Source organism: Altererythrobacter sp. GH1-8 (assembly GCF_043702085.1).
GTDB lineage: Bacteria > Pseudomonadota > Alphaproteobacteria > Sphingomonadales > Sphingomonadaceae > Erythrobacter.
In genome coordinates, this window is the sequence record NZ_CP171690.1 from 1682208 (window position 1) to 1698533 (window position 16326).

At 59.0% G+C, this 16326-nt stretch carries 16 protein-coding genes; 7 read left to right on the plus strand and 9 right to left on the minus strand.

Going from position 1 to position 16326, the window contains the following annotated elements; translation table 11 throughout:
• Positions 1-31: 31 nt before the first annotated feature.
• Entirely contained in the window at positions 32-1984 is a 1953-nt protein-coding gene (locus tag ACG9DO_RS08215; RefSeq protein WP_394726957.1) for a potassium transporter Kup, read from the plus strand.
• A gap of 56 nt (positions 1985-2040) precedes the next feature.
• Positions 2041-2526, plus strand: coding sequence for a DUF2165 family protein (locus ACG9DO_RS08220; protein ID WP_394726959.1), 486 nt, complete (start codon positions 2041-2043; stop codon positions 2524-2526).
• Positions 2527-2788: 262 nt separating this feature from the next.
• Here ACG9DO_RS08220 and ACG9DO_RS08225 read toward each other — a convergent pair whose 3' ends face one another.
• The 6 genes from ACG9DO_RS08225 to ACG9DO_RS08250 all read right to left on the minus strand — a co-directional run bounded on the left by ACG9DO_RS08225 (position 2789) and on the right by ACG9DO_RS08250 (position 8781).
• Positions 2789-3361 carry a urate hydroxylase PuuD gene (locus tag ACG9DO_RS08225; protein WP_394726960.1) on the minus strand — a complete coding sequence of 191 codons (573 nt, stop codon included), beginning with the start codon at positions 3359-3361 and terminating at the stop codon, positions 2789-2791.
• Positions 3362-3468: 107 nt separating this feature from the next.
• The gene (locus ACG9DO_RS08230; RefSeq protein ID WP_394726962.1) at positions 3469-4155 is read right to left on the minus strand and encodes an inner membrane-spanning protein YciB; all 687 of its coding nucleotides are present in this window, start codon (positions 4153-4155) and stop codon (positions 3469-3471) included.
• Complete coding sequence (ftsY, locus tag ACG9DO_RS08235; protein ID WP_394726964.1) at positions 4155-5078, minus strand: signal recognition particle-docking protein FtsY; 924 nt, start codon at positions 5076-5078, stop codon at positions 4155-4157. Before ftsY ends, ACG9DO_RS08230 begins: the two co-directional genes overlap by 1 nt.
• Entirely contained in the window at positions 5075-6268 is a 1194-nt protein-coding gene (locus tag ACG9DO_RS08240) for a MiaB/RimO family radical SAM methylthiotransferase (protein ID WP_394726966.1), read from the minus strand. Before ACG9DO_RS08240 ends, ftsY begins: the two co-directional genes overlap by 4 nt.
• The gene (gene dapF / locus ACG9DO_RS08245) at positions 6250-7059 is read right to left on the minus strand and encodes a diaminopimelate epimerase (protein WP_394726968.1); all 810 of its coding nucleotides are present in this window, start codon (positions 7057-7059) and stop codon (positions 6250-6252) included. The genes ACG9DO_RS08240 and dapF overlap by 19 nt, the downstream gene beginning before the upstream one ends.
• 60 nt (positions 7060-7119) lie before the next feature.
• The gene (locus tag ACG9DO_RS08250; protein ID WP_394726970.1) at positions 7120-8781 is read right to left on the minus strand and encodes a putative bifunctional diguanylate cyclase/phosphodiesterase; all 1662 of its coding nucleotides are present in this window, start codon (positions 8779-8781) and stop codon (positions 7120-7122) included.
• Positions 8782-8990: 209 nt separating this feature from the next.
• Between ACG9DO_RS08250 and ACG9DO_RS08255 the strand changes: the two genes are divergently transcribed.
• On the plus strand, positions 8991-9383 hold the full coding sequence (locus ACG9DO_RS08255) for an EVE domain-containing protein (RefSeq protein ID WP_394726972.1): 393 nt from the start codon (positions 8991-8993) through the stop codon (positions 9381-9383).
• Positions 9384-9540: 157 nt separating this feature from the next.
• Positions 9541-9732: a hypothetical protein gene (locus ACG9DO_RS08260; protein WP_394726974.1), complete on the plus strand. Its 192-nt coding sequence runs from the start codon at positions 9541-9543 to the stop codon at positions 9730-9732.
• Between the two features lie 8 nt (positions 9733-9740).
• On the opposite strand, the gene ACG9DO_RS08265 is transcribed toward ACG9DO_RS08260, so the two are convergent.
• Positions 9741-11108, minus strand: coding sequence for an MFS transporter (locus tag ACG9DO_RS08265; RefSeq protein ID WP_394726976.1), 1368 nt, complete (start codon positions 11106-11108; stop codon positions 9741-9743).
• A 138-nt stretch (positions 11109-11246) separates the two neighbouring features.
• On the opposite strand from ACG9DO_RS08265, the gene pgsA reads away from it, so the two are divergent.
• Both pgsA and ACG9DO_RS08275 read left to right on the plus strand, forming a co-directional pair.
• Positions 11247-11855, plus strand: coding sequence for a CDP-diacylglycerol--glycerol-3-phosphate 3-phosphatidyltransferase (gene pgsA, locus ACG9DO_RS08270; protein ID WP_394726978.1), 609 nt, complete (start codon positions 11247-11249; stop codon positions 11853-11855).
• A 73-nt stretch (positions 11856-11928) separates the two neighbouring features.
• Positions 11929-12195: a hypothetical protein gene (locus ACG9DO_RS08275; protein WP_394726980.1), complete on the plus strand. Its 267-nt coding sequence runs from the start codon at positions 11929-11931 to the stop codon at positions 12193-12195.
• A gap of 15 nt (positions 12196-12210) precedes the next feature.
• On the opposite strand, the gene ACG9DO_RS08280 is transcribed toward ACG9DO_RS08275, so the two are convergent.
• Entirely contained in the window at positions 12211-13107 is an 897-nt protein-coding gene (locus tag ACG9DO_RS08280; RefSeq protein WP_394726982.1) for a hydrogen peroxide-inducible genes activator, read from the minus strand.
• Between the two features lie 7 nt (positions 13108-13114).
• Positions 13115-14317 (minus strand): ribonuclease D, encoded by a 1203-nt coding sequence (gene rnd, locus ACG9DO_RS08285; protein WP_394726984.1) that lies wholly within the window; start codon positions 14315-14317, stop codon positions 13115-13117.
• Between the two features lie 181 nt (positions 14318-14498).
• On the opposite strand from rnd, the gene aspS reads away from it, so the two are divergent.
• A complete protein-coding gene (gene aspS, locus ACG9DO_RS08290) occupies positions 14499-16292 on the plus strand; it encodes an aspartate--tRNA ligase (protein ID WP_394726986.1) in 1794 nt (597 codons plus the stop codon).
• The last annotated feature ends 34 nt before the right edge of the window (positions 16293-16326 follow it).

Sequence of the window (16326 nt, forward strand, 5' to 3'; positions counted from 1 at the left end):
CTGAGGCGCGGGTAGGGAATTCCTTGCCATTATGAGCGAAGCGACAACACCTGCATCGGAAAATCCGGCACCGCCCAACCTTGAAGATGGCAAGGCTGGCAAGGGGCAGGGCCATGGAGCCTCCAAGGCCGCGCTGGCAGTGGGGGCGATCGGGATCGTCTTTGGCGATATCGGTACAAGCCCGCTTTACGCTTTCCGCGAAACCTTTTCCGGTGCAGCCAATATCGCGATCGACCGGATGCATGTGCTGGGTGTCGTCAGCCTTATCTTCTGGTCGATGCTGCTGGTGGTCGCGATCCAGTATGTCACCATCCTGATGCGGGCAGACAACAAGGGGCAGGGCGGCAGCCTCGCGCTGGTTGCCTTGCTGTCACGCCATATCGGCAAGTCGGCCTATGGCTGGGTGGTCGTGCTGCTGGGCGTGTTCGCGACCAGCCTGTTCTACGGCGACAGCATGATAACGCCTGCCATCTCGGTCCTGTCCGCGGTGGAAGGGCTGACCGTGGTGGACCACCGGATGGATCGCTTCGTCATTCCGATTGCGCTTGGTTTGCTGGTGTTCCTGTTCCTTCTGCAGCGGCGCGGCACGGCCAAGGTCGGCGCACTGTTCGCGCCTGTGATGATCGTGTGGTTCCTCGTGCTGGGTGGAATGGGCGGGTGGCAGATCATCCAGAATCCAGACATCTTGTGGGCGCTCAACCCATACTATGCGGTGATGTTCTTCGTGACCGACGGGGTCGTCGCTTTCCTCGCATTGGGGGCGGTGGTACTCGCAGTAACCGGCTCGGAGGCGCTTTATTCTGACATGGGCCATTTCGGGCGAGGGCCGATGCGGCTTTCGTGGTTCGGCTTTGTCATGCCATGCCTGCTTCTGAATTACTTCGGGCAGGGCGCAATGATCGCAGGGCTTCCGCCAGAGATCGCGCAGGACGTGGTGCGCAATCCCTTCTTCCTGCTGGCCAGCGAGGAGTGGCGCCTGCCGCTCGTGATCCTCGCAACCGTGGCAACCTTTATCGCCAGCCAGGCGGTGATCTCAGGCGCGTTCTCGATCACTCACCAGGCGATCCAGATGGGCTTCATGCCGCGGCTTTCGATCCTGCACACCAGCGAGACCGAAGGCGGACAAATCTACATCCCGATTATCAACTGGGCGCTGATGATTTCGGTGATTCTGCTGGTTCTCACATTCCAGACCTCTTCCAACCTCGCGAGCGCTTACGGCATTGCCGTGACCGGCGCCGTCACCATCGATACCTTGCTGATGGCAGTATTGCTGGTTGGCGTGTGGAAATGGAAGTGGTGGTATGCTGCGCCAGTCGTACTGTTGTTCCTGATCGTCGATGGGGCCTATTTCGCCGCGAACCTGGTCAAGGTGCCCCAAGGCGGCTGGTTCCCGCTGGTGGTCGGTCTTGTCGCCTTCACGCTGCTCACCACCTGGTCGCGCGGGCGCAAGCTGATGCGCGAGCGGATGAATGAAGTCGCCTTGCCGATGGAAATCTTTGCCAAGTCGGCCAAGAATTCCGCGATCCGCGTGCCGGGCACCGCGATCTTCATGGCCAGCGCGACCGCTGGCGTGCCCGCCGCGCTGCTCCACAATATCAAGCACAACAAGGTACTGCACGAGCGCGTGGTGATCCTGACAGTGCAGATCGAGGAGGTGCCTTACGTCGATCCGTCCGAGCGTTGCGAGTATCATGACCTTGGAGATGGGTTCTATCGCGCGGTGCTGCATTACGGCTTCATGGAAAAAACCAACGTTCCCGAAGGCCTCAAACAGATGCAGCAATGCGGCGGCGAGTTTGACATGATGCAGACGAGCTTCTTCCTCTCCCGCCAGACGCTGCTGCCATCAGCCAAGCCCGGAATGCCGATCTGGCGAGAAAAGATCTTCGCATGGATGCTGCGCAACTCGGCGACGGCGATGGAGTTCTTCCGCCTGCCGACCAACCGGGTAGTAGAGCTGGGTAGCCAGGTCGAAATCTAGCCTGCGTTTTGCGGATCCCGCTTGTGCGTGGTAACAATCGCGCAGGGGGATTTGTTATGATCAGACTGCTGAAATCGGCGCTGGTGCTTTTCATCGGGCTGCACGCGTTGTTCTACGCCTTGCAGAACATCGCCAATATTGACGCCGCGCTTGGCGCGCTTGCCTATGTGGTGAGCGGCGCAGACCACGAGGTTTACCCGGCAACCCTGTTCTTCAAGTCGAATAACCCCGCCTTTGCATGGGCGGCGCTGACGCTGGTCCTGATCGGAGAGTTTTCGGTCGCGTTCTTCGGTATCAAGGGCGGCTGGGACCTGTTCAAGGCGCGTGATGCTTCGGCTGAGGAATTCCACGCAGCCAAGCGCAGCGGTGTGATCGCTGCAGGGCTCGCGCTGCTGGTATGGTTCGGCTTTTTCATGAGCTTTGGCGCAGCCTTCTTCCAGATGTGGCAGACGCAGGTGGGCACGGGCTCGATGGAAGGTGCGTTCATGTATGCGATGGCCTCTGCCATCACGATGCTGTTTGTGTGCCTGACGGATGATTAGTGGCCCGGGGGCTGCATGATCGCGCCAGACGCAGCGTCAGATTCGCGCTCACTTGCGGAGATTTCCTACATGCGCTGCCAGAGCTAGCTTCGAGGCGCTTTTTGACCTCTGTTGAACCTCGCGAATTTTCGCCCCTAGGACTGTGTAACATGTGTATCCAACATGCTGGCGATCTTGAGAGAGAGTTCGCTTCAGACGATGCAAGAAGGGCGCCGCCGTTTCCGGCAGCGCCCTTCCAGAATTCTCAGGAATGAGACTGCGTTCAGCCCAGATTTGCGCTGACCATCGTCCACATCATCGGGATCGACAGCAGCGTGTTGAGGCGGCTCGCGATCAATGCGCGCGGCGCAGCGGCGGCTTTCTCTTCCGCGCTCGCTTCGACGATGCCGAGCACTTTCTTCTGCGCGGGCCAGATGATGAACCACACGTTGAAGGCCATCACCAGCGCCATCCACATGCCTGCGCCGATCAGATTGACGTTGCCTTCGCCTTTGAAGGTCAGTGCATCGACCATGTAGCCATTGATCATGGCGATCCACAGGCCGGTTACCACAGTCAGCAGCGCAGCCCAGCGGAAGAAGAACAGCGCATTGGGCGCAATCGTCTTTGTCACCGCAGGCTTATGCTCGTCCGCGATCTTTGGCATGCTCGGCACTTGCACGAAGTTGAAATAGTAAAGCAAGCCAATCCACAGCACACCGAAGAACAGGTGCAGCCAGCGCCCGATGGTATTGCCGTCGATCAGTGCGCTATCGGCAAAGCCCACCATCGTTGCCACTGCAGCGAGCAGCCCGACCAGCATCACAAGATGCAGATTTCCGAAAAACTTGGCCATTGAAGTGCTCCCCCTTTTGATGACCTTCCCATTGCCTCAGCCGCGATTGTGGCTGAAGCGCGGTGAACCCTATGCGCGGAATTTGAAACTTGGCAAGAAGGCTCGCGTCAAGATTGCGGAGGAGGGGTATCCTCGGCGTCGTCCGGATTGTCACCATCGAGAGAAAAGCCGTGTTTCAGCAGCATTGGAATCTGACTGAAAGTAAACAGGAATGTGAGCGGCAGGATGACCCAGAAGTCCGCCCACAGATAGGTTTCGAACTTGCCATTATCGAAATTGTAGAGATAGCGCAGAACCTCGTTGACGCCAGCGAGGAAGAAGAAAAACAGGCCCCAATTGCGCGACAGCTTGAGCCAGCCCTGGTGATCGACTCCTTCAAAGGCCTGTTGCAGCAGGATCTGAAGGAAGGATTTGCCCCGCCAGACGCCGACCAGCAGCGCTGCGCCGAGCAGGCAATAGATGATCGTCGGCTTGATCTGGATGAAGAAGGGATCAGCGAAGAATATGGTGAGGCCGCCGAAACCCACAATCAGGACAGTCGAGAAGATCAGCATCGGAGAGACCGAGCCGAATCGCCACCTGCTGACGACCAGGGCGAAGACGGCGGCGACCATGAACGCCAGCGTGCCGTTGATGACGGCGGCAATCTCGCCTGCCACATCGCCTTCTGCAGGCGCGGAGTATTTGTAGAAGCCGATAAATATCAGCAGCGGGCCATAATCGACCAGCATGTTCTGCCAGCTGGATTTAGGCTTGGCTGCTTCGATGTTTGAAGGTGGGGTTGACTCGCTCATCACGCCACTCCCGCGATAACCTGGGCGACCAGGTCAGGATCGAAGGGACGCAGGTCGTCGATCTTCTCGCCAACGCCAATGGCATGAATCGGGAGACCATATTGCTCCGCGGCCGCAACGAGCACACCGCCACGCGCAGTTCCATCAAGCTTGGTCATGATCAACCCGGTGACGCCGGCGACTTCCTTGAACACGTCGATCTGGGAAAGCGCGTTCTGGCCGTTTGTGGCATCGAGCACGAGCACAACGTCATGGGGTGCTTCCTCGTTCAATCGTCCGAGCACGCGGCGGATCTTGGCAAGCTCGTCCATCAGTTCGCGTTTGTTCTGCAAGCGCCCCGCAGTGTCGACAATCAGCGCATCGATCCCCTGCTCGGTCGCCGCCTTGACCGCGTCGAACACGATGCTCGCCGGATCGCCGCCTTCGGAACCCCGGATCAGCGGCACTCCAACGCGGTCCGCCCAGGTCTGCAGCTGGCCGATGGCAGCCGCGCGGAACGTGTCGCCTGCCGCCAGCATCACTCCATAATCGTCTTCCTGCAAGAGATGCGCGAGCTTGGCGATCGTGGTGGTCTTGCCCGAACCATTGACGCCAATCACCAGGATTACCTGCGGGCGCGGAAAGGCCGTGATTTCAAGCGGCCTTGCAACCGGGCGCAGGATCTCCGCGATTTCCTCCGCGACTGCTTCCTTCAACTGACGCTCGGTCATCTCAAGACCAAAGCGCTTGTCCGACAGGCGCTGGCGAATACGTGCGGCAGCTGCCGGACCCAGGTCCGAGATGATCAACGCGTCCTCGACCTCGTCGAGCGTTGCATCGTCGAGCTTTGCGGTGCTGACGACGCTGGTCAGGTTCTCGCTTAGGCGCTCCGACGTCTTGCGAAAGCCGCCGAACAGGCGATCCTTCCAGCTTGTGCCGCTCATTGAAGCAGTCCTTCATGCAATCGGGTGGGCGTGATGCGGACGATCTGTCCCGCATCGATGCCAGATGGTACGGATACGCGGGCGAAGCTGGGCGCATAGCCTGTTCCGTCCTTTTCCGCGAGCACTTCGAGTGGTTTTCCGATGAGAGATGCGAGCCATGCTCTACGCACTTCGGAAACAGCTCCACGCAGATCCGCCGCACGCTGTTTGATCAATCGCTTGTCATGCTGCGGCATCCGCGCGGCAGGTGTGCCGTCACGCGGTGAAAACGGGAAGATATGACCGTGGACGATAGCGAGCTCACGAATAATGGACAGGTTTTCCGTATGATGCGCCTCGGTTTCCGTCGGAAAGCCTGCGATAAGGTCGGCCCCCACGGCAAGCTCTGGTCTGAGCGCCTTCAATCGGGCGACGAGATCAATTGCATCATGGCGTAAATGGCGACGCTTCATGCGCTTCAGGATCAGGTCCGCGCCATGCTGGAGCGAAAGATGCACGTGCGGCATCAAGCGCTGCTCTGATGCGAACAGGCCTAGCAATTCCTCATCGATCTCAACGCCATCAAGCGAAGACATGCGGAGCCGCTCAAGCTCGGGGAAGGTCTTCAGGACTTGAGCCACAAGGGCACCCAGAGCGGGCCGAGAAGGCAAATCATGGCCCCAGCTTGTCACATCGACGCCGGTGAGCACCACTTCCTTTGCACCCAGTTTCAGATGCGCCTCGATCTCGTGCAGGACTTGCGAAATCGTCAGCGAGCGGCTCTTCCCGCGGCCTTGCGGGATGATGCAGAAGGTGCAGGCATGATCGCACCCGTTCTGCACCGCGATGAAGGCGCGGGTACGCGTCTTTAGGCGCATATCGGGCCTCGGCGGCATATTCCAGGCGCGCGGATCGAGCTTGGCTTCGTTTGCGATCAGCCCGTCGACTTCGGGCATGGCGGCGAGTTGCTCGCGCTCGATATCTGCCGCACAGCCGGTGACGAGCAAGCGCGCATCGGGGCGAGCGCGGCGCGCCCGGCGGATCGCCTGACGGGTCTGCCGGACCGCTTCATGGGTTACCGCGCAGCTGTTGATGACGACGAGATTGTCCTCGCCTTTGAGCATGGCACCCATCCGCTCGCTTTCGGCGATATTGAGGCGGCAGCCCAGCGAGATGACTTCAGCAGAGCCGCTCACGCGAAGTCGTCCCATTCGAAGCTGCCTCGAAAGCTCTCGACCGCTGGTCCTGACATCACGATGGTTTGACCTGCGCGCCATTCGACAGTGAGATCGCCGCCCGGCAATGTGACGCGAACCTTGCTGTTGACCAGCCCCTTGCCGATGGCCGCAACTGCAGTTGCACATGCCCCAGTCCCGCAGGCGCGCGTCAGCCCCGCGCCGCGTTCCCAAACACGCAAGCGAAGGTGGTCATCCGCCAAGACTTGCGCGACATTCACATTAACGCGTTCAGGGAAAAGCGGATCGTTCTCGATCTCGGGGCCGAGCGTATCCAGCTCGATTCCATCGAGGTCCTCAACGAAGAAGATCACATGCGGATTGCCGACATTCACAGCGATGGGCTGCTCAAGCGAGCCCCAGCCAACCGGCATTGCACTCGTGTCCATCGCATAGGCGAGTGGGATCGCGTCCCATTCAAAGCGGGGGCGGCCCATGTCCACGCTCGCGCCGCCTTCGATTGGTTCGAGAGCGATAATCCCGCCTGCCGTTTCCACCTTGGCAGGCTCGCCATGCAGGACTGCCACTGCGCGACTGGCATTGCCGCATGCTTCGACTTCGCCGCCATCAGAATTGTAGATCCGCATACGCAAATCTGCGGCGTCACTGTTTTCCAGGATAATGAGCTGATCGCACCCGATCCCGGTCTGGCGATCAGCAATCGCTCGCGCCGCCTGCGAAGTTACTTCTGGCAGCGATTTCGCGCGTGCATCCAGCACGACAAAGTCGTTGCCCAGACCGTGCATCTTGATGAAAGGGATGCGCATAACGCGCTGCGCTCTATTCGGGCAGAGCCTTGAGGTAAAGCTCGGAAAGCGCTCTGCGGCCTAACCCTTGGCCGCGCTGGCAGGGGCGGGTTCGTGCGTCTCAGTGGCCACTTCACCCGGTTCGTCGTCCCGCTCGCGAGATTTGGCGATCGGGACCAGCTTGCCTGCCTGCGCCAGGCGCTTGCGCACCGACATTGCATCCTCGGGTTTTCCGTAAAGGTAACCCTGCCCCTTCAAATGCCCCATCTTCTTGAGTGCATCGAGGATTTGCTGATCTTCAATGCCTTCTGCGGTGATCGGCATGTCGAGGCCATTACCAAGCGATACAATTGCATCGACGATCTTCGAATTGGCATCCATCTTGCGTAATTCGCTGATGAAGCTGCGGTCGATCTTGAGCCGGTCGAACGGCAGGCTGCGGAGCTGCTCGAGCGACGAATAGCCCGTTCCGAAATCGTCAAGGCTGACACGCACGCCCTGGTTGCGCAGGCTGGAGAGCATCGAGCGGACCATGCCGACATTCTCGTGGAGACAGCTTTCGGTGATCTCGATCTCAAGCCGATGATTGGGGAAATTGTGTTTGACCAGAAGTTTCAGCAGACGCTGCGGGAACCAGGGATCGCGCATCTGAATCGGCGAGATATTTACCGATAGCGTAATGCTCTCGTTCCATTCCTTCGCATCTTGCAAGGCCCGTTCGATCAGTTGTTCGGAAAGATCGGAAATGACGCCGATATCTTCCGCGATTGGGATGAACACGTCCGGGCTGACCAGGCCGAGCTCGGGGGAATGCCAGCGGGCCAGCATTTCAAACCCGACAAGTTCACCTGTGGCGAGGTCTATCTGCTGTTCGTAATAAGGGACAAATTCGCCCGCCAGGACACCGCGCTTGATCCCCATTTCCAGCTCGTTGCGAAAGCGCAGCTCGTTTTCCATGTTGGGCTCAAACCAGTAGAAGCGGTTCTTGCCTCTCTTCTTGGCATGATACATGGCGATATCCGCGCGGTGCATCAGGATGGCCGCATCAGCCGGAGTGGCGCTCGAACCTGATGCGTCGCGATCCGTCGCAACACCCATCGACATGGTCGCCTCGATCCTTGTGTTGTTGACCGTGATGCCTTTGCCAAGGCTTTCGAACAGCCGCATGACAAGATCGTCCACCCGCTTGGTGTTCAATGTGTCGAATGGCATGACGAAGGCAAATTCATCGCCGCCCAGGCGCGCCAGCAGCGCCTCCTTCGGAAGCTTCTCACGCAGGCGGTCTGCCAGTGTAGTGAGGACAATGTCGCCAGCGGTGTGGCCGTTCAGATCATTGATCTGCTTGAAATTGTCGATATCGACCATGACGAAGGCGATCGACTTGCCATGGGCATTGCTGCGCGCGCGCAAATCCTCTGTCGCCTCAGCCATTGAGCGACGATTGAGGCATCCCGTCAGGGGATCGGTCTCCGCAAGACGCCGGGCAGTCTCCTCGGCCTTACGGCGTTCGGCGACCTCTTCCATCAGCTCGCGATAGCGGCGCCAGCCAAAAATAATGAGCGCGATGTTGAGCAGAAGCGCGGTTACGAGCAGGTGATCGGGACTGGAGCCATTGCCAAACAGCGAGCGAACTACGCTCGGCAAGACCTTGCTGCCAGTGGCAACGAACAGGAGAATGGCAGCGACAGCTATTCCGAGCGCGATCAGGTCTCGCTCTGCCTTGCGAATTGTCGGCACTGTCATCGTCGCGCTACCTTTATCCCCATGCAGCTCGGTCGGCGAACCCCTGTTGCCGACACGGGCGGGTATGCGTGAGCTGGCTAAAGATACGGTTAATTCGCCAGAATACCTGTCGTTGGGGGTGGCCCGCGAGGCTGGAGCGAGTTAGAGCCGCTTGTCTTGGACGGGATGTCTTGCAAGCAGGAGAACCTTGAGTGCCGCGCTATTGGCTGATGAAATCGGAGCCTTTCAAATACAGCTGGGACGACCTGGTCGCAGAGAAAGAAGGCGTGTGGGATGGCGTGCGCAACCACCGCGCGAAGAATAATCTCGCGGCGATGAAGGTGGGGGAAGAGGCCTTCTTCTACCACTCGCGCGAAGGGCTGGAGATCGTTGGTATCTGTGAAGTTAGTGTTGCCGGGATCACCGACCCAACCGATCCTGAAGGCAAGTGGGCTGCGGTCAAGGTTAAGCCGAAGATAAAGCTACCAACCCCCGTCACTCTGAAGCAGATAAAGGCTGAGCCGAAACTGGCTGATTGTGAGCTGGTGCGATTGTCCCGGCTTTCCGTCGCTGAGATCACGCCAGCGGAATGGAAGATCATCTGCAAGATGGGCGGGCTTTAACCGGGATCGTCGGGCTGATGAGGTTAATCGATCGCAACGGTCGATCAAGTGGTTAATTTTCCACAGGAATTGGCACCTCGATTGGTTAATGTCCCGAGTTGCGACAGGCTAGGGATTCCCTCTATTTTGTGGTTACGAAATCGTTAAGATCTGGGGCATGAGAAGATCTCTTGTCCTTACTGACGAGCAATCGCGTCACCCCTTTCGTTCGACACTGCCAGCGCATGTCCGTTCCGATGAATATGCAGCCCCTGCCGAGAGCCTTTGGCGCTTGACTCAGAAGGACGTGCGCGGCTTTGCCAGCACCTATGTCGCGGTTTTTGCAGCGGTGCTGGTGTTCATCGCCTGACGCGAATCTCAGTACACGCCTTCATTGCCAATCGGGTGAGGGTGCTCCAGTTCAGCCCGGTGCAAACGCTTGCCAAGCCAGGCTGAGATCAGGCACATCGCCGCGCTCAGGAGCAATTGCTCCACCACCGGCACCCCCAGCGCGCTCAGCCCTATCGCGATCAGGGAGCCAAAGACCATCGCGCCGGAATTAACGATGTTGTTCGCAGCGATGGTCCTTGCCGCCTGATCGGCGGCACTGCGCGTCGTGAGAAAGGCATAAAGCGGGACTACGAACATGCCGCCTGCGATCGCAATGCCGAGCAGCGTGAGCATGATCAGGCTGGCAAGCGGCCATGCGAGGAATTCTGAGACGCCCATTATCTCAGTCATGCCATAGGATTCCCAGTATCGGCAGACCACATAGAAGGCGACCACAAACAGTCCCATTGCGATGACCGAGATCGGTGAATAGCGCGCGGACACTTCGCCTTTCAACAATGCGTTGATCGACACGGAACCGATCGCAATGCCGACCGAGAATACCACAAGAAACAGGCTGGCGACTTCCTTCGATGCCATCAGCGTGTTCTTGGCGAGGGGCGGAAACTGGATGAACAGCACCGCTCCGATCGTCCAGAAGAAGCTGATCGCGATGATCGCGTAGAAGATCTGCTTGTCATGCATCGTGCGGCGAATGAGCTCGATCGATGCGCGCAGGATATGCAGGTCGAGCTTCTCTGCTCCGCCTTGGGGTGGGGCATCAGGGATGGAACGACTGGTGAGATAGCCCAGGATCGATGTGGCAATGATCCCGACCGCAGCCCATTCCACCGGGATCCAGCCGGCGAGGATCGTCCCTGCAAGGATCGCGATATAAGTACCCGCTTCGACGAGACCCGTGCCTGCCAGCACTTCCTCCTTCTGGAGGTGCTGAGGCAGGATCGCGTATTTGATCGGCCCAAGGAAGGTCGATTGCACGCCTGTCAGCGTCAGCGCCAACAGCATGATGGCGATTGGCCAGGATGTCTCGATGGTCATGAAGCCAAGCGGGATCGACACTGGCATCTCGTATCCGCGCCATGCGAGGTACAGGCCGCTCGCCCCGATTAGCATCAGGATGATTTCGAAGGCCTTGACCTTGCGGATGATCGCTGCCTTGTCACGCATATCGGCAAGCTGGCCAGCAAGGGCAGACAGGATGAAGAACGGCAGGATGAATAACGCCGAGGCGACCGCGCTGAACGTCGCCTCTTTGCTCTCGTCATTATAGACGGAGTAAACGACGAAAAGCACCATCGCTGTCTTGTAGAGATTGTCGTTGAAGGCATTGAACAGCTGCGTGCAGAACAGCGGGAGAAAGCGCCGCTGCCTGAGCAGATGCGTGCTCATCGTCATCAGAGCCTCCGCCGCAGCGCGACGTTGTGAGCGTCATCCATCGCCTAGCCATAGAGGATACGCGCAAGGGGACAACCCACATCACATCCGCCGGAGCACCTTTTACCCGGCGCTGCGACTCGCTAGAGATGTAGCGTCATGCTTACGCTGCCGAATATCCTTACGTTGTCACGCATCCTGGCGATTCCATTGCTCGCCTTTTTCCTGTGGTGGCCGGAATGGAAGCTGGGCTACCTGATCGGCTTTGTTCTGTACTGCCTGATCGGGATCACCGATTACTTCGACGGGTATCTCGCACGCTCGCAAGGCACGGTATCCAAGCTCGGCATGTTCCTAGACCCCATCGCGGACAAGATCATGGTGGCTGCGGTGATCCTAGTTCTCACTGCACAGGGTTATCTGCGCGGACCGGTGGTTGGCGATTTCCACGTCTTTGCAGGGCTCATCATCCTGGTGCGCGAAATCGCAGTGTCGGGCTTGCGCGAATTCCTTGGCGGCTTGCAGGTTTCCGTGCCGGTCTCGAAACTTGCCAAATGGAAAACGACGTTCCAGCTCGTATCGCTCGGCGCCATTATCGGAGGCGGAGGGCTGTTTGGCCCCCCTTGCACTTCGGTTCTGGTCGACTGCAAGCCGATGTCTGACCAGATCGTCCACCTGGTCGGCCTGACTGCGCTTTGGGCAGCAGCGATCCTAACTCTGATCACAGGCTGGGATTATCTGCGCGTCGGACTTAAGCACATGGACTGACTGTCCTCGAGGTGGCGAAACGGGTTCGCCAGCAGTCAACCTAATCTCAACCTATTGCAGCTAACCCGGCTGCATGAGTGCAACACTTACATCATTTCTCGGCGTTTTCCTGAAGGTTGGCTTCGTAGCCGTTATCTTCAATGAAGTGCGCGGTGTGATCCTGGCGGTGCCGGTGCTTTATGCAATGTATGAAGCAGGCGGTACGGCGATGGCCATCTGGCTCGGCTTCTGCTCGCTCGCTGGGATTGCGCTTTCAGTGATCGTGCCCATGATCGCTGCGAAAAAAGTGAAACGCTTCGTTGAGAAAAAGCAGGCCGAAGCTCAGCCAGCGACCGCTTGAGGCTTAGCTGCGCGGCTAGCCAGCCCGCAACTCTTCCGCCAGCAACTTGAAGTCTTCCGCGCGCGGGCTGTTCTTGCGCCAGATCAGCGCAATCTCGCGGCTGGCATTGTTCGACTTGAGCGGCCTTGCGACGACTTGCGTCCCGTTGAGGATCCCTGCATCGAGCGCCATTTGCGGCAGCATGGTAAGGCCGAGTTCATTGTCCACCATCTGCACGAGAGTATGAAGGCTGGTGCCGATCATGCTGGCAGACGCGCGCAGTTCGGGCCGGTTGCATGCCGCAAGCGCATGATCGCGCAAACAGTGGCCATCTTCCAGCAGCAGCAAGCGGCCTTCGTCGATCATGGATGGGGGGATTTCGGCGGGCGGGTCGCGTGGATCATCCTTGGGAAACGCGACATAGAGCGCATCATCCATGATGTGCTCTGCATCGACTTCTCCGGTATCGAAGGGAAGCGCCAGCAGCACGCAATCAGCCCTGCCATGCTGGAGCGATTCGACCGCATCAGCGCTGGTTTCCTCGCGTAGTAGCAGCTTGAGATCAGGGCGTTCCTGCTTCAGCCGGGGCAGGATGCGCGGCAGCATGAAAGGCGCGATCGTCGGGATGACGCTCATGCGCAGCTCGCCGGACAAGGGCTTGCCCGCTGCTTGCACGAGGTCGGAAAGTTCCTCTGCCTCGCGCAGCAGCTTGTGCGCCTTCGCAACCACCTGCTCGCCGAGCGCTGTAAAGCGCACCACCCGCCGGCTGCGTTCCACCAGCGTCACGCCCAGCAGCGATTCGAGCTCCCGAATGCCTGCGGATAGCGTCGATTGCGAGACGAAACTTGCATCTGCCGCGCGCCCGAAATGGCCATGCTCGTGCAAGGCGACGAGATATTGCAGCTGCTTGATGGTTGGGAGGTAAGTGGACACTAGCGGGTCATTCTGCCGCCAGCGTTTCTTCCATGCTCGCCTGCATGTCGTCCACATGTGTCATGACCAGCTTGCCATTCTTGACGGCGAAAGCGGTCCTGCCTTCAACCAGTTCCAGCGCGTCCCGTCCGAACACTTCATAGCGCCAGCCTTCAAGCACGGGCAGGTCACGCACCCCGGCAGCGAGCGCTTCCATCTCGTCTGCCTTGGTCAAGAGCCGCGCGGCCACATCGATCTCGCGGGCCCGAATCTTGAGCAGCAGCTTGAGCAAATCAGCCACTAGCACGCCTTCCTTGCCGAGTGGCGCGCCGCGCTTCATTTTCTCAGGCAACTCACCCTTGTCGAGCGGTTCAGCGTTCGCGATCACTTTCATCAACCGCTTGCCGATGTCATTGTCGCGCCATGCGGAAGAGAGCCCTCGAACCTTGGCAAGGTCGCTCTGCTGCTTGGGCGGATGGCTGGCTATATCCGCCAAGGTCTCGTCACGCATTATCCGCCCGCGCGGGATATTCTTGTGCTGCGCTTCCCCTTCGCGCCAGGCAGCCAGCGCCTTCAACCGGCCGAGCACCTGCGGATTTCGGCCTGGCTGGCGAATGCGCCGCCATGCCTGATCGGGATCGGTGATGTAATTCGACGGATCGCCGAGCTTGTCCATCTCCGCATTGAGCCAGGACCCGCGATCGGTCTTGATCAGCTTTTGGAGCATCTTTGGGAAGATCGTGGCCAGATGCGTTACGTCGCCGATCGCATATTCGATCTGCCTATCGGTCAGGGGGCGGCGGCTCCAGTCCGTGAAGCGCGCGCCCTTGTCGACGGTAATGCCAAGCCAGGTCTCGACCAGATTGGCATAACCGATCTGCTCGGACTGACTGATCGCCATCATCGCGATCTGCGTGTCAAAGATCGGATGCGGCGTCTTTCCGGTGAGATTGACGATGATCTCGACATCCTGCCCGCCCGCATGGAAGACCTTGAGGACATCTTCATTGCCAGTCAGCAGGTCGAGCAAGGGTGCAAGGTCAAGACCATCTGCCAAAGGGTCAATTGCGGCTGCTTCGTTCTCATCCGCGATCTGGACCAGGCAAAGCTCTGGCCAATAGGTGTTTTCGCGCATGAATTCGGTATCGACCGCGACGAAATCCGACTTGGCAAGGCGCGCGCAAAGCTCGGCCAGCGCGTCAGAAGTCGTTATAAGATCATGTATTTTCATTCGTCTTTTCTACTCGTTGAGCGGAGTGCCGCTCTCGGGCCGAAGCCCTGATGTTGCGGGGAGCCTTGACAAAGCCACCCGCTTGCCCTGTTAGCGCGCGCTTGAAACCGCTAGAGGTTACCCTGCGCCCTTTCTCGCGCGCGCCCTTAGCGTCATACACCCGAACAGGACAAGATTTTAGATGCACGCCTATCGTACCCACAATTGCGCACAGCTTTCCGCACAAAATGTCGGGGAAAGTGTGCGTCTGTCAGGCTGGATCCACCGCAAGCGCGACCATGGCGGCGTGTTGTTCGTCGATCTGCGCGATCATTACGGGATGACGCAGATCGTGGCTGACGAGGATTCGCCTGCGCTTGCAGTACTTGAAAAGCTGCGTCCGGAAAGCGTCATCACGATCGACGGCGATGTGAAGGCACGCACCCGGGAAACGGTCAATACGGACCTTTCAACCGGTGAGATCGAGGTGTTCGCTCGGGCAGTCACCGTGCAGAGCGCCGCAGAAGAGCTGCCAATGCCCGTCGCTGGCGAGCAGGAATATCCCGAGGACATCCGCCTCAAGTACCGCTTCCTCGACCTGCGCCGAGAAACACTTCACGCCAATATCATGAAGCGGACACGGATCATCGCCGATTTGCGCGAGCGGATGAATGCGATCGGCTTCAACGAGTTCTCAACGCCGATCCTGACGGCATCTTCACCCGAAGGCGCGCGCGACTTCCTCGTGCCGAGCCGCATTCACGCGGGCAAGTTCTACGCGCTGCCGCAGGCCCCGCAGATCTACAAGCAGTTGCTGATGGTCTCCGGCTTCGACCGCTATTTCCAGATTGCGCCCTGTTTCCGCGACGAAGACCCGCGGGCCGACCGGCTGCCGGGCGAATTCTACCAGCTCGACCTGGAAATGAGCTTCGTTACGCAAGAAGAGGTTTGGGAGACGATGGAACCGGTGATTGCCGGGACTTTCGAGGCATTTGCCGACGGCAAGCACGTGACGCCCGCCGGCGAGTTCCCCCGCATCCCCTATGCAGAGGCGATGCTCAAATACGGCACCGACAAGCCGGACCTGCGCAACCCGCTGATCATTTCCGATGTCACGTCGCACTTCGAGAAGTCTGGTTTCGGCCTGTTCGAGAAGATCGTGGGCGGGGGCGGGCGGGTCCGCGTGATCCCTGCGCCAAGCACGCATGAAAAGAGCCGCAAGTTCTTCGACGACATGAACGACTGGGCGCGCAAGGAAGGCTTTGCAGGCCTCGGCTATGTCACCCGCAAGGGCGGCGAGTTCGGCGGGCCGATCGCCAAGAACCATGGCGAAGAGGGCATGCAGGCGCTCTATGCAGAGCTGGGCCTTGGCGAAAATGACGGCCTGTTCTTTGCGGCCGGAAAGGAAGCTGATGCGGCGAAGCTCGCAGGGGCAGCGCGAATCCGCGTCGCTGAGCAGCTTGAATTGATCGACGCGAACCGCTTCGAATTCGCCTGGATCATCGACTTCCCGTTCTACGAATATGACGAGGACGAAAAGAAGGTCGACTTCTCACATAATCCGTTCTCCATGCCGCAGGGCGAGCTGGAGGCGCTGGAGACGCAGGACCCGCTGACGATCAAAGCGTATCAGTATGACCTCGTCTGCAATGGGTTCGAGCTCGCGTCGGGCTCGATCCGGAACCACAAGCCGCAAACTATGGTCAAAGCCTTTGAAGTTGTGGGGCTTTCGCAGGAAGATGTCGAGCGCGACTTTGGCGGCATGTACCGTGCGTTCCAGTATGGCGCGCCGCCGCATGGCGGCATGGCTGCAGGTGTTGACCGCATTGTGATGCTGCTGTGCGGGGCGCAGAACCTTCGCGAAATCACGCTCTTCCCGATGAATCAGAAGGCAGAAGATTTGCTGATGGGCGCGCCTAGCCTGCCTGAGCCGAAACAGCTTCGGGAGTTGCATTTGCGAATTGTGGAACCAACTAAGAAGGAAGGTTCGTCCTGATAGTCACCACTGCAAGGGTATTCTATTACCCTTG

What these genes read in the sequence shown, in the direction of transcription:
- ACG9DO_RS08215 (WP_394726957.1), top strand. Translation starts at nt 32, where the DNA reads ATGAGCGAAGCGACAACACCTGCATCGGAAAATCCGGCACCGCCCAAC.
- ACG9DO_RS08220 (WP_394726959.1), top strand. Translation starts at nt 2,041, where the DNA reads ATGATCAGACTGCTGAAATCGGCGCTGGTGCTTTTCATCGGGCTGCAC.
- ACG9DO_RS08225 (WP_394726960.1), bottom strand. Translation starts at nt 3,361, where the DNA reads ATGGCCAAGTTTTTCGGAAATCTGCATCTTGTGATGCTGGTCGGGCTG.
- ACG9DO_RS08230 (WP_394726962.1), bottom strand. Translation starts at nt 4,155, where the DNA reads ATGAGCGAGTCAACCCCACCTTCAAACATCGAAGCAGCCAAGCCTAAA.
- ftsY (WP_394726964.1), bottom strand. Translation starts at nt 5,078, where the DNA reads ATGAGCGGCACAAGCTGGAAGGATCGCCTGTTCGGCGGCTTTCGCAAG.
- ACG9DO_RS08240 (WP_394726966.1), bottom strand. Translation starts at nt 6,268, where the DNA reads ATGGGACGACTTCGCGTGAGCGGCTCTGCTGAAGTCATCTCGCTGGGC.
- dapF (WP_394726968.1), bottom strand. Translation starts at nt 7,059, where the DNA reads ATGCGCATCCCTTTCATCAAGATGCACGGTCTGGGCAACGACTTTGTC.
- ACG9DO_RS08250 (WP_394726970.1), bottom strand. Translation starts at nt 8,781, where the DNA reads ATGACAGTGCCGACAATTCGCAAGGCAGAGCGAGACCTGATCGCGCTC.
- ACG9DO_RS08255 (WP_394726972.1), top strand. Translation starts at nt 8,991, where the DNA reads ATGAAATCGGAGCCTTTCAAATACAGCTGGGACGACCTGGTCGCAGAG.
- ACG9DO_RS08260 (WP_394726974.1), top strand. Translation starts at nt 9,541, where the DNA reads ATGAGAAGATCTCTTGTCCTTACTGACGAGCAATCGCGTCACCCCTTT.
- ACG9DO_RS08265 (WP_394726976.1), bottom strand. Translation starts at nt 11,108, where the DNA reads ATGACGATGAGCACGCATCTGCTCAGGCAGCGGCGCTTTCTCCCGCTG.
- pgsA (WP_394726978.1), top strand. Translation starts at nt 11,247, where the DNA reads ATGCTTACGCTGCCGAATATCCTTACGTTGTCACGCATCCTGGCGATT.
- ACG9DO_RS08275 (WP_394726980.1), top strand. Translation starts at nt 11,929, where the DNA reads ATGAGTGCAACACTTACATCATTTCTCGGCGTTTTCCTGAAGGTTGGC.
- rnd (WP_394726984.1), bottom strand. Translation starts at nt 14,317, where the DNA reads ATGAAAATACATGATCTTATAACGACTTCTGACGCGCTGGCCGAGCTT.
- aspS (WP_394726986.1), top strand. Translation starts at nt 14,499, where the DNA reads ATGCACGCCTATCGTACCCACAATTGCGCACAGCTTTCCGCACAAAAT.